11 protein-coding genes and 1 other RNA gene are annotated in these 12,781 nt (G+C 34.6%); 8 read left to right on the top strand and 4 right to left on the bottom strand.

What is annotated here, in order from left to right; translation table 11 throughout:
• Positions 1-123 precede the first annotated feature (123 nt).
• Positions 124-978: an aminoglycoside 6-adenylyltransferase gene (locus tag M2265_RS09215; protein ID WP_207902513.1), complete on the bottom strand. Its 855-nt coding sequence runs from the start codon at positions 976-978 to the stop codon at positions 124-126.
• A gap of 156 nt (positions 979-1,134) precedes the next feature.
• Between M2265_RS09215 and M2265_RS09210 the strand changes: the two genes are divergently transcribed.
• The 5 genes from M2265_RS09210 (at position 1,135) to M2265_RS09190 (ending at position 5,731) form a co-directional block, all read left to right on the top strand.
• Positions 1,135-1,998 carry a DUF808 domain-containing protein gene (locus tag M2265_RS09210; RefSeq protein WP_132773716.1) on the top strand — a complete coding sequence of 288 codons (864 nt, stop codon included), beginning with the start codon at positions 1,135-1,137 and terminating at the stop codon, positions 1,996-1,998.
• A 138-nt stretch (positions 1,999-2,136) separates the two neighbouring features.
• Positions 2,137-2,928 carry a class I SAM-dependent methyltransferase gene (locus tag M2265_RS09205; protein WP_132773714.1) on the top strand — a complete coding sequence of 264 codons (792 nt, stop codon included), beginning with the start codon at positions 2,137-2,139 and terminating at the stop codon, positions 2,926-2,928.
• A 111-nt stretch (positions 2,929-3,039) separates the two neighbouring features.
• The gene (locus tag M2265_RS09200; RefSeq protein WP_021190517.1) at positions 3,040-3,966 is read left to right on the top strand and encodes an NTF2 fold immunity protein; all 927 of its coding nucleotides are present in this window, start codon (positions 3,040-3,042) and stop codon (positions 3,964-3,966) included.
• A 150-nt stretch (positions 3,967-4,116) separates the two neighbouring features.
• Positions 4,117-4,761 carry a hypothetical protein gene (locus M2265_RS09195; RefSeq protein WP_132773712.1) on the top strand — a complete coding sequence of 215 codons (645 nt, stop codon included), beginning with the start codon at positions 4,117-4,119 and terminating at the stop codon, positions 4,759-4,761.
• A 337-nt stretch (positions 4,762-5,098) separates the two neighbouring features.
• A complete protein-coding gene (locus M2265_RS09190) occupies positions 5,099-5,731 on the top strand; it encodes a hypothetical protein (protein ID WP_021190514.1) in 633 nt (210 codons plus the stop codon).
• A gap of 141 nt (positions 5,732-5,872) precedes the next feature.
• On the opposite strand, the gene M2265_RS09185 is transcribed toward M2265_RS09190, so the two are convergent.
• Positions 5,873-7,573 carry a peptide-N-glycosidase F-related protein gene (locus M2265_RS09185; protein WP_132773710.1) on the bottom strand — a complete coding sequence of 567 codons (1,701 nt, stop codon included), beginning with the start codon at positions 7,571-7,573 and terminating at the stop codon, positions 5,873-5,875.
• Positions 7,574-8,023: 450 nt separating this feature from the next.
• On the opposite strand from M2265_RS09185, the gene M2265_RS09180 reads away from it, so the two are divergent.
• Both M2265_RS09180 and M2265_RS09175 read left to right on the top strand, forming a co-directional pair.
• Complete coding sequence (locus M2265_RS09180) at positions 8,024-9,085, top strand: linear amide C-N hydrolase (protein ID WP_132773708.1); 1,062 nt, start codon at positions 8,024-8,026, stop codon at positions 9,083-9,085.
• Between the two features lie 1,073 nt (positions 9,086-10,158).
• Positions 10,159-10,392, top strand: a complete 234-nt coding sequence (locus tag M2265_RS09175) for a hypothetical protein (protein ID WP_021190509.1) — start codon at positions 10,159-10,161, stop codon at positions 10,390-10,392.
• Between the two features lie 3 nt (positions 10,393-10,395).
• On the opposite strand, the gene M2265_RS09170 is transcribed toward M2265_RS09175, so the two are convergent.
• Both M2265_RS09170 and ssrA read right to left on the bottom strand, forming a co-directional pair.
• Entirely contained in the window at positions 10,396-10,614 is a 219-nt protein-coding gene (locus M2265_RS09170) for a helix-turn-helix transcriptional regulator (protein WP_132773706.1), read from the bottom strand.
• 182 nt (positions 10,615-10,796) lie between these two features.
• Positions 10,797-11,164, bottom strand: a transfer-messenger RNA (tmRNA) gene (gene ssrA / locus M2265_RS09165).
• Positions 11,165-11,327: 163 nt separating this feature from the next.
• Here ssrA and M2265_RS09160 point away from each other — a divergent pair.
• The gene (locus tag M2265_RS09160) at positions 11,328-12,773 is read left to right on the top strand and encodes a hypothetical protein (RefSeq protein WP_264599348.1); all 1,446 of its coding nucleotides are present in this window, start codon (positions 11,328-11,330) and stop codon (positions 12,771-12,773) included.
• Positions 12,774-12,781 lie beyond the last annotated feature (8 nt).

Below are 12,781 nucleotides of genomic sequence, written 5' to 3'. Positions count from 1 at the left end.
GCTAAAAAAGACGTGCAGAAATATAAAGAGAGCTCCAGAAGTTAAATACTTTTGGGGCTTTTGTTACAAAGTTAATGACCCTATTCTTTAAAATGGCATAGTGCGATTATTTTCTAAAAGGTACTATTGCGAATTTCTTATCTTCAAAATGTAGTTGTAACTGTTATTAGCTTCATCTACATTGATTCTATATTCAAAATGTAGTGCTAGGTCTTTTTGCAGATCTTTAAAAAGAGTCATCATCTGTACTAGTGCTAGCCAATTATTATCAATAGACGTATCCGCATATGTTTGCAATATGCTTTGGTACAATTTCGGATCAAGGTGTTTTTCTGCAAATCTTCCCGATTTACCAAATGCAACCTGAAATTTTTTTTCAACCCCGATATGCCAAGCTATTAGATTCATGAACATAGGACGGATTACTCTTTCCATCGTATCTTTGGCATATAGAATTTCCCGGCGGGCAAGTCCTTTAGCAACATATGTGCAGACCCACCAAAACTCATTGCATGTCTCTATGAACATTCTTTCAGTAGGTTTAGCGATATGATAATCATGATCATTAGCAGGAGCGATCTTAGTAAAAAGTAAATCTTTATCTACCCAAACTTCCGTTAAACTATCACTTTTGAAATGTGAGTGGAACTTATCGATAGGGAATAAAGTTAGATCGACTCGATTTTCATCTTCAAAAATCATTAAGTAAGCAAAAGTTATCCGATCTACATCAGGATCATTTCCTAACAACATCTGATCGGGAAGTTGCTGTATCAAGACTTTACCAATAAAAGAGGTCCAATCTTTGTCAGCAATAAAAGATTCGATATCGGTGACAATAAATAATAGATCAAAATCTTGGTATTGATCGGGCTTAATTTTAGGATTTGCACGCGAACCATTCAATAAAACTGCGCGGACCCGATCATCTTTTTTAGCAAAATTGAGAATTTTATTTTTTATGTTTCTATCGTTCATGATATGAAGGCATGATAAATAATGCTGTAAATTGGTAAAAAAAAAGCAATTAATAAATTATAAGATCTAGTAATACCAGATGTCTTTTTATTTTAAAATAAAAAATGGGAAATATAAAATCATTTTATATTTTGCCGTACTAAATATTTAATACATATGGCTTCAGGTATATTTGCAATATTGGATGATATTGCTGCTTTAATGGATGATGTTGCGGTTACTAGTAAGATAGCAGCAAGTAAAACCGCAGGAATTCTAGGCGACGATTTGGCTGTAAATGCTGAGAAAGCCACAGGATTTCTATCTTCTCGTGAAATTCCTGTGCTATGGGCTATTACAAAAGGTTCATTTATTAATAAAATTATAATTGTTCCGATTGCACTGTTATTGAATGTTTTCTTTCCTATTGCCATCAAGTTTATTTTAATCATCGGAGGTATCTATTTAGCCTACGAAGGGGTTGAAAAAATTATAGAGTACCTTTTTCATCGCCAGAAAACAGGCCATGAAGTGGTTGTGGAAAGTGAAGAAAATAATAGTGAAGCTGAGAAAATAAAAGTGAAATCAGCGATTACCACGGATTTTATTTTATCTGTAGAGATTGTGATTATTGCTTTGGGAACTGTATTAAATGAGAGTCTGACCATTCAGATTTTAACAGTAGCGGTAGTTGCTTTATTTGCGACTGTTGGTGTTTATGGAATTGTCGCATTGATTGTACGTATGGACGATGCAGGGTATAAGCTGATCAAGAGATCTAATGATGAAGGTGCTGTCTCTAAGCTCGGGCACTTATTGGTAAATTCCTTACCAGTTGTTATCAAAGTATTAGCAGTAGTTGGAACAATTGCATTGATCTTAGTATCTGGTGGTATTTTTGAGCATAATATTGATTATTTGCATCATTTTTTACCTCAGGTTCCTTCATTATTGAAGCAAATAGCTTATGGTGCAGTTGCCGGTTTGACCGCAGTTTTGCTTATGACAGGGGGGAAGAAGATTTTTGCCAAAAGTAAGTAAGATTAGAAATGTTAAAAAAGGCATCCATCGGATGCCTTTTTTGTACATATATTGTTTCATTAAGATTCTGTAAATAATATTAAAGAAGAATTGTATAGCATGCTGATGCTATTTTAGGAGATTTATCGATTAAACTTTATGAAAAAGGAGGAAATAGATTTTTTAAGGCATAATGAATCAGCTTGGAATAAACAGGCATTGGATCAAAATGAATGGTCTCAGCCTGTAAACTCAGCTTTAATTAATGCTGCTAAACAAGGCATATGGGATGTACATCTTACCCCAAAGCCTTTACCTAAACAATGGTTAGGTGATATTAGGGATAAAAAGATACTTTGTCTTGCTTCAGCTGGGGGGCAGCAGGCTCCCATATTGGCAGCAGCAGGTGCCAAGGTTGTCGTTTTTGATCTTTCAGAAGAACAGCTGAGACAAGATTCAATCGTTGCACAGCGAGATGGACTTTCTCTGGAAACGATTCAGGGAAATATGAAAGATCTGAGAATATTTGATGATCACTCATTTGATATTGTCTTTCATCCGATATCAAATCATTACGTCGAAGATGTAAATCCAGTATGGAAGGAGACTTATCGTGTGCTAAAAAAAGGTGGATTTTTACTGGCTAGTTTTTTTAATCCAGTTGTATTTATTGGGGATAGAAATCCCCAGGAAATTACCGACGGTATAATTAGGCCCAAATTCAAGTTGCCATATGCAGATCTGAAAGATTTGGATGCTAACGATATTGAGAGAAAGATTGAGAGACAGGAAGCACTGGTTTTTGGTCATACTTTAGCGGATCTTATCGGTGGACAATTGCGAGCGGGATTTATGATTGCTGATTTTATAGAAGATTCGCAGCCTCGACCACGATTCTTAATAGATCAGTATCTCCCCACTTTTATTGCAACGAAGGCTGTTAAGCTATAATATGATGTGAAAATGAGAACTCCCAAATCAAGATGTTAAAAAAAGTATTGCAACGACATGGCGGTAGGGTTATTTTAAGTAGTTTATTAGGTCCAAAAACCTGGATTCGATATGGAGAATTTAAGTAAATTAAAAGGTAGTGCCGAATTTAAAAATCGAATACTTTCGAAAGATGATATTAAGCAGATCACACAGTCTAAAGGACTTTTAGGAATTTCCTTTATAAATTGTCCTGTTCAGGATGACGATATTTTGGAAATTTCTAAACTTAGCAAATTGGTCAATGTTACGCTTGAAAATACCCGTATAACAGATCGCTCGCTTGAATATTTAGCGGAACTGCCAAATTTAAATTACTTGTTTATTACGCAGGCGAATGTATCTGGGCAAGGCTTTGAATATTTCATTGGACATAAAAAGTTGAACTGTGTTTGGGCCTGTCATACCCAATTAAATGATGAAACGTTGAAGATTGTTGCGCAGTTGCCTAAACTTAGTATATTGAGAATTGATGCTACAGCTGTTACATTTGAAGGTTTAATGTCAATTGCAGGTAATCCAAAGATTGAGATTGTTGCGAATGATCTATTTAGTAAGGAGCAACTAGAGCAGTTTGAGCAAGAACAAAGAACCTTAGCCAAGAAAAAGAAATCGGTTAATTCACAAGATATTACTGATGCTTCCCAAAAACTACTGCTATTTTTTAATGCGATGACTGAATGGGAGAAATATGCCGCTATACATGGTTTTACGAATGAAACAAGTTTAAGATGTAAGTTACTTTTTCAGGAACATTGTACTTATAAAACTCGTAAAGGTTATCGACCAGATGGTTTATATTATTCCAACGGACTTAACCATACGTATTCGACTCACAAGATTGTGGATAGTGAGCAGTCAACAAAAAATAAGATCTATCTTTTTACCAAAGACCATATTGATTTTCAGTATCGTTTTATCTTGGTTCGAAATGATGATGAGTGGATGGTAGATGATGCACAAAGATTAGATGGAGGTTGGAAAAAAGTCGGATTGTAATGCAAGTTGGAAAATGTTAACAGTTTTAATGAAAGTACTACGGATATCAGATAGGAAGGGCGAATTTAAATTAAATAAAAAGAGAACTGTTGAATTTGGTTATTATTGTTAAGTACATATTAAGCGGACTACATAAAGGAATTAATTAACATGGATCCTACAAAAAACAAGCTCCAAATCGGTAAATTGTTATTGATAGCAATTCCATCTGTTTTTATCTTTTTAATGATCTGGATTGCAGCGGTATATATTGGTAATACCTATTTTGATTCTAAATCGAGTTCTGGACAATTTTTACTCTGGATATTAAGTGGTATAATCAGTTTTATGTGTTATCCAATTGCCTCAAAACAAATTTCTAACCTCGGAGCTTTAAATAAGAATAATAAGATAGCGCATCCAGTTTTTGAAAGACAAAAATTTGATAAATCTGATTGGTTCTTTTTTATTTTACTTCATAGTATTACAGCACCTCTATTATTCTGGATATTTTCTGATTTAGAACACCATGCGCAGATCTATGATTTTTTTGTGGATACCTTTGGAAGGAATTATAAAGGAGCGCCAAATTTTCCAGTTCTATTAGTATTTATATTCGGAACGTTTTTCCTATTGGCTATAGTTTACGTCCTATTTCTTAGGATTAGATATGGAACTTTTAATGAACCTAAGATTCTGTCAAGTATTGAAGAGAAGAATTTCAAACAAAAGCAGGAGATTTATTTTTCATATGTAGCTTCAACAACACTTACGGTAATGATGCTTTATATGTTGAAGATGGTATTACTAGTGTAATGTATAGTAAAGATTTTTACTTTACTTTTAGATCTCAGTATTGCGTGTGATAATTGCAAAACTTGGTGATCATATCAGTATGATTTATGTACAAAGATTACAACTTGCTCCCTAAGGGCAAGAAATTCCAGTAACAAATTTAACACGTGATATTTTTAGAAGAATGTACTATTTAATCAAAAACATGCATTTTTTATTCATTATTGAATGTCTTAAGCAGTATTTGATAAGTTTTTTTTAGATTTATTTAATTTCGTTATTCTGAAGCAGTAGAATTATTAAAAAGGTATCACTAAATTTATAGTAATAATTTAAAATATAGAAATTATCATAAAATATGTTCGGTTTTCTTTTTTTAGGACTGGCGTTTCTTTTCATTGTTATTTTTTATTTTGCAATTGGGCGAAATAGGCCGATGTTGATCCTGAATGGGATCTTGACAACGATCATTGGTGGCCTGTCTTTTTTAGGTATTTTTAGGGCTTATCCACCATTATTTATAATGGCTTTAATCGGTAGCATTTTGTTGAATGTTGCTATATATCGGAAAGTGAAGAGCGCTCGGGTAAACGTCACGTTATTATTGATAATTCAGTCGCTTAGGATCGTCATTGAGTATTATCTTTATCAGTTATATCTCGAAAAATTAATTCCTCAGATTATGACTTTTAAAGGTTTTAATTTTGATATTATAATAGGGATATTCAGTGTTGTGTTTCTGGTTATTTCCTTATTCAGGAAATCTATCTTGAATAATTGGATATTTGCACTGTGGAATTATGCTGGTATTGTTTCGCTGATTTCCATTGTCCTTATAGGGATATTTTCCTCCCCGGTACCGATACAGCAATTTAGTTTTGATCAGCCCAATGTTGCCGTTCTTTGTTTTCCTTATGCATTACTGCCAACAATTATTGTTCCTATAGCACTATTGTCACATATATTACTGCTAAGAGATAGAAAGCGGTAGAATAATTTTTTATAATTATAATGAGAATTTAAACAGGTAGAAGCTGTTGAAAGTGCGGAAGTAATATTACTATTTAAGTACAAAGTCTGTCTCTTATCTTGAGAGACAGACTTTGTATAGCAGTATTGCTTATTATTGATATTATTGGGTTATCAAATAAGCAGATACTAAATATTTACTTTCTGTTTTCTCAAATTCGGCATCTGGTATAGCTATCTTTATGCTATGCTTGCCTTTTTTTAGTGGTCCTAAATTGATAACACGAGTAGGAACTGGTCCTCCTGGGCACCAAGAACGACGTTCTTTACTGATGTTTCCGAAATATATACCATTTGGTTGCGTATTATAGATTTCGTAAGGTGTACAGTCCTGGTTCATATCTATACGTATATATTCTTTAGCATCCAAATCAATAATGTGCTGTCTCCAATTGTATTCTTCTCCACCTTCAGCTGCACCATGACCAGATGAAATAAGATAAAGAACAGTCGTCTTGGTGTCTTCAGGTAATTCAAATTCTACCTCTTTACTATTTTTTCCAGCTGTTTTGTCCTTTCCATCTAAACTGTAGTAGCTTAACAGGGAAATTGCTTTTTCCGAAGATAAGGTTGTTTTTTTGTCGCTTATTAAATCAACAGATACGTTGAACGTTAATAATGAACCATCGCATCCGATTACTTCTCTTTGGCCTGCTCCGGTAGTTCCAAATACTTCTGTTACGAGATACATTTCTTTATCGGTTTGTTTTATCGTACTAATCATCTGATCTATTTGAGCTTCGTAAGGTATATGGTCTGGATGACGACTTCGGTACATGAACGGTGTCATAATACGTAGTATTTCAAACCGTTCACCCTTTTCCTTGTCAAATTTCTCACCTTTTGGCATAACAACTAAAGTCACTCGGCCAATTCTATCGTAATTATCGCAGCCCGCTTTAATTGTAACTTTAATCTTAAGGTTATTGCCAATTTGCTTTATTTCGCTCGGATTTAACTGGTATAGGTATTCGGAATTAGTGATGCGGGTTACACCTCTAGGAACAGAATTGGTAACAGTTTGGGCATAGCCATCAAAAAAATCAACATTCTTTAAAATATTGATGGTTACGATTTTTTGTTTTAGTTTTATTAAGCTGGCTGTAATATCCTTACCTAATACAGCTATTTTTTGTTTCTTAGGTAGCTGATCGAAAAATAGCTGTGCTTTATCGAGGTCAAAAGCAGAACCATCAGTGCTTACATACATCTGCAACGCTTCAGCCGCATATGGTTTGGTAATATGTGTTGATAAAAACTCTGAAAGCTTTGCAAGCTTGCTGTTTTTTACACTGTCAATTTTTGCATCAACAATTTTACTTTGATTCGTATCTTCTGGTTTTACTCTTCTCTTCTCCCATCCTAATAATCTTAAAGCAGTGTCTATCTTTAGATAAGGTTTTTTGAAAACCATATAATCATCGTTGGTGGTTGAACCTGTAATTATTGCCTTTCTTAGGTAGCCTTTTGCATTAATATTTACGATGCTTTGTGAAAGATATAAGTATAAGGAATTAGGATCTGCTAAAGCATTGGGTGAGGTATTGGGCTTTGTAAATTGTAATGTGGCACGAACATCTACATCGGCAGTACTTTTAAAATGAAATTTGTTGTTTTTAATAACTGTACTGTCTAATACTGCCTGTCCTTTACTTTGATAAGTCAAATAAATCATTCGGTTGGTAGAATCATAAGTTGGTATGTTGACTATTCCCTGTAATTGAAAGGAAACATCTGTGTTCTTTTGCGCCATCACGTTTGCAAATGATAGGACAGTAAACAAAAGCAATAAATACTTTTTCATATTTTGAAATTTCGGTTTAAATTGTATTTGTAATTCTTTCTGTAATAAGTTTTATTCAATTTAAGGTACGAATAGGTCCTTAATGTCGTAAATATCTGTAAAATTTGAAACAAAGCTTCATTTTTGTTAAAATAGAGATTCCTTTTTATTTATATGTGTTAGTTTTAATAAAAGACCTTTGCAAGGTCAGTTACTTCGTTTTACTTAAATAAGCATTTTACGTAACATTGAACGATAGTTGCTACCGGATATTTAATTTTTATCAAATATAAAGTAGATTTAAAACAACTGTTATAGGATATTTTTTTTAATTTATATGTAATTTCTTTTTAATCGAAAAAATATTTTTAAATTGCAGTAATGAGTCATTATATATGACGAAGGTGTCATATCTATTTTTCTTTTGTAGTCTAAGAACTAAACATTTTTATCTTAATAAAATTAGTAGTCATGAAAACATTTATTAAACAAATTGGAAGCGCTTTGATTTTAACCGCAACTTTAATCGCCTCATCAGTAGAAGCAGAAGCTTGTACAAGAGTGGTTTATAAAGGTCCAAACAGCACAATTATTACAGCGCGAAGTATGGATTTTTCCATTCCTATTCCTTCTAACTTATGGCTATTCCCAAGAGGAATCGAGCGCGATGGAAGTACTGGAAAGAATACGATTAAATGGACTTCAAAATATGGGAGCATGACGACTAGTTCTTGGGACATTGCAATATCGGATGGGATGAATGAAAAGGGGCTGGTTGCTAATATGCTTTGGCTAGTAAGCTCTAAATATCCCGAATTTTCCAAAGATATTGCCGGGAAAAATGGCTTGGCTGTTTCACTATGGGCGCAATATGCCCTAGATAACTTCGCGACAGTAGCTGAAGCTGTCGAACATTTTAAGAAAGAAGAATTTGTTGTTGTTACAGACTTTATCCCAGGAACAGATAAGTTTACTACTGTCCATCTTTCTATGTCAGATGCAAGTGGGGACAATGCCATTCTTGAATACATTAACGGAAAATTAGTCATACACCACGATCCTGCTTACACTGTAATGACTAATGATCCGATTTTTGAAGAACAACTTGCGATAAATGAATATTGGAAAGGTATTCCTGGAAGTATATTTCTTCCTGGAACAAACCGTGCTGCGGATCGCTATGTAAGAGCGTCATATTATATTAAAGCTGTCCCGCAAACAGATGATACCAGAATTGCTGTAGCGAGTGCGTTTAGTGTCATTAGGCAATGTTCCGTACCTTACGGTATTTCTACTGAGGGTTTTCCTAATTTATCAACAACTAGATGGAGAACAGTTTCAGACCAAAAGAATCTGGTTTACTATTTTGAAGATGCACTAAGTCCGAATGCGATCTGGGTAGATTTGAAAAAATTGGATTTTAGCAAGAATGGAAAAATAAAAAAACTGGCATTGGATAAAAATCAAATTTATGCAGGAGAAACATCAGACAAATTTTTAGATGCTAAGCCTTTTGTATTTCAGGGAATATAAAAGAAAAAAGCAATAGTTATTCAGATTAATTACCGATACGGCGATTATTTCAACCTTGTTTAAGGTTTAATTTCTCTCAAAAAAGAAAAGCTCAACAAAAGTTGAGCTTTTCTTTTTTGAGCCGGGGCTATTATGTAGCATGCATTTACACGATTTACCGAAAGGAAATAATTAAGTTATCTATTTAATGGGGTATCAATTATTGAATTGAATTAAAATTTCTATTTAATTGCGTAGTTGACATATGCAGCATAGATTTTCTAACGCCAAAACAGGTAGGAAAATACTCCGGAAAACTGCAGAAATTCCAGAAAAGCAACGTTGCAAAAATAAAAATAAATTATGTGTAGCAGAAGCGGAATTCATAAAACAACGTGGATCATAATATCAATAATAATTTATAAATCTATATAGTTATAATAGGACGATGCACATTCAGCCTTTATTCGGGTCTATTTCGCCCTTTCTTCGGAAAGCCTCTACTGTTTTTCCACCTTGCCTATACTGTGCCTCTACTGTTTTTGTAGAGGCACAGTATACAAACAGAATAGGAACAGTAGAGGCACAGTTGATATTTCCCGAAGCTTTCCCGAACTGCGTGCGAATAAGTATCGAAGCAGATTACTATTGTTTTATACTGATAATAAGTGGACAGCTAGTCTTGTCCGCTTTTTAGTTTACACTTGTGGAGTATAAAAAATGTAATTTATTAATATCTAACAGGGTATTTATTATTGTTTGTTAAAGTGTTGAAATATGGGAAACTCGAATAGTTTCCCATATTTCAACACCATTTTTTTATGATTACATCATTGCCACTAAAGATCTCTTTTGTTTAGTACTTCTTCAATGGTTCAAGTGTTACATAAGCAACTGATAGGAACTGTGTCATTTAATAAAGTTAGGCGTGATACAAAGTTTTAAAGAAATCTTTTTTAGATATTAACGGATTGTAATTTATGGATTATTAAAATGTTATTTTTGATTTACAGTACTTTAAAACTGTTGTTTTTGAACGGGCAAACTGGTATATTTAGATAAAAGTAATTCAGCTTTCCCAATATTCTAAAAATATGAGACAGTTAGCAGTTAAAATATTACAGTTGGTAAAAGAAGACAAAGATCTTCAGCCCTTGATGGTAAATGAATCTTTTCAAGATGAATTGGCAATCTTAGAAAGGACTGGTTTTATTAGAAGTTTTAAGCCTGAAATTGGGCAAAGTCCTTATGAATGCTATGATATTACAAGAAAAGGTATTGAACGTCTTATTGAATTAGAGGCATCAAATTATAAAAGAGTAGGCTAATACCTACTCTTTTTTATTTATATACCTTTTTAGGGTAATGATTGCGCCTAATTGAAATAAGGTATGTGCATTATGCTTACGCTTAAGATCATTTAGTGTTTTTTCAATTGATGATAAACTGTAAGGGTTATGCCCCTTTTCTTTGAGTTCGCGAGCAATTTCAGGCTGTGTTTTGCCCTGCAGTAAGGAGTCAATTAGAAGTTTTTCAAATTCGGTTTGCATTTAATAAAGATAATAAATTCGTACAACTTATGTATATGTGGTTCTATTATGCTGGGTATGAGATTACTTCGTAAGCATTCTCATTAATCAATTTTGTTTAGATCCCGACGTCGTACATTTTTTTGCTATAATTTCTCATAAAATAATAAAACCGCATTCAGTTAAACTGAGTGCGGTTTTATTTGTGGAGCCGGAGAGATTCGAACTCTCGTCCAGTCATGGTACTGTGTACGCTTTCTACATGCTTAGCTTCTCTTTAATTGTCGAGCGAGGGAAGGTGAGTTGCAGACCTATACCGTACGCCGTATTTGCTGAGTCTTACAAGTGATTAGCAAAATCACACCTGCCAGTTCTATTGTTCGATGCCCCGAATGTTAAACCAAAGAACAGGATCTAACGGGACAAATAGCTATGTTAAGTCTAACTTAAGCAGCTAAGGCGTAGTTTTCTTCGCCAGTTGTAATTGTGAAAGTTCCGATTAAAGTGCTCTACTAACAACGCACTGCATGCTTACATAACCGTCTCCATCCTGTCAATTCCGGTCGACCCCAATTATGTAGATTACAAAAATACAAATATTATTTCAATTATGAAGGAATATACACGCTTGGAATACAATATATTTTGTATCTTACATATATTGATATACAAACAATTGTTAATCAGAATTGTTATAAGGATGAAATATTCATTGAATCAAAAAATAAATCTACATGGCTAAGGAAATAAAATCTAAAAATTCGAAAAAGACAAATAAAAAGGCGTCTACTCCAGTTGCTAAAAAGAAGTTCGCAGCTGATGTAAGCAATGTAAAAACAATTGCAGAAAAATCGAAAACACCGCGCAAACTAAAGAAATCATCTAAGAAAGTGACTTCAAAAGAGGAATCTAAATTAGTAAAGGCATATAAAAAGCTGAATAAAAAAGTGAAAGAAACACTTTCGGAGATTCAGGAAAAATTGCCTTTTTTTCATGTAGATGAAACGATCAAACGAGTTACTTCTAATAAGAATGATGATGCAATTAAATCTGATAAGAATAAAAAGAAGAAATTAAAGGATAGTAAGTCTTTAAAAAAAGGTGAAGTCTCTAAAAGTAAGAAAAAGGATATTAAAGCCGTAGCAGAAAAAAATATCGAAGTAAAAAAAGACGATGATAAGCCAAAAGCTACTAAACCAGTAACCGCAAGTAAACCTGTAGCAACAGCATCAAAACCAGTCGCTAAACTTGATCCTCCAAAAGTAGCACCAAAGGTTACTGATGCCCCTAAGTCTACAACTGTAAGTAAACCTGTAGCAACAGCATCAAAGCCGGCAGCAAAACCTGCTCCTGCGAAAGCAACACCAAAGGTAGCTGAAGCTCCGAAAGCCACAACTGCAAGTAAACCTGCAGCAACAGCATCGAAGCCGGTAGCAAAACCTGCTCCTGCGAAAGCAACACCAAAGGTAGCTGAAGCTCCGAAAGCCACAACTGCAAGTAAACCTGCAGCAACAGCATCGAAGCCGGTAGCAAAACCTGCTCCTGCGAAAGCAACACCAAATTTAGCGGAAGCTCCGAAAGCCACAACTGCAAGTAAACCTGCAGCAACAGCATTGAAGCCAGCAGCAAAACCTGCTCCTGCGAAAGCAACACCAAAGGTAGCTGAAGCTCCGAAAGCCACAACTGCAAGTAAACCTGTAGCAACAGCATCGAAGCCAGCAGCAAAACCAGCTCCTGCGAAAGCAACACCAAAGGTAGCGGAAGCTTCAAAAGTCACAACTGCAAGTAAGCCTACAGCAACAGCATCAAAACCAGCTCCTGCGAAAACTGCGCCAAAGGTAGGGGAAGCTCCAAAAGTCGCAACTGCAAGTAAGCCTGCTACAACAGCATCAAAACCAGCTCCTGTAAAAGTAGCTACAAAAGCAACTAATGTTTCGAAACCAGCAACAGCATCAAAGCCAGTAGCTAAACCTGCTACTACAAAGGCAGCGCCAAAGGCTACTGATAGCACAAAATCAGGGGAAGCAGCTAAACCTGCTGTATCACCTTCTGAAGCTAAAGGAAGTCCGGTGACACACCCAAGCCTTGCTCCCGATAATAATGCAAAAACGGTCAGTGCTGCAAAAGAAAATACCGATAAAAATACGGCAGGTGACGAAAAAGCTGAGCCTACAAAATAGGGACTATT

The sequence above is a fragment of the Sphingobacterium kitahiroshimense genome (genome assembly GCF_025961315.1).
In the GTDB taxonomy this organism is placed as follows: domain Bacteria; phylum Bacteroidota; class Bacteroidia; order Sphingobacteriales; family Sphingobacteriaceae; genus Sphingobacterium; species Sphingobacterium anhuiense.
This window is presented reverse-complemented; position numbering and strand designations above follow the sequence as displayed.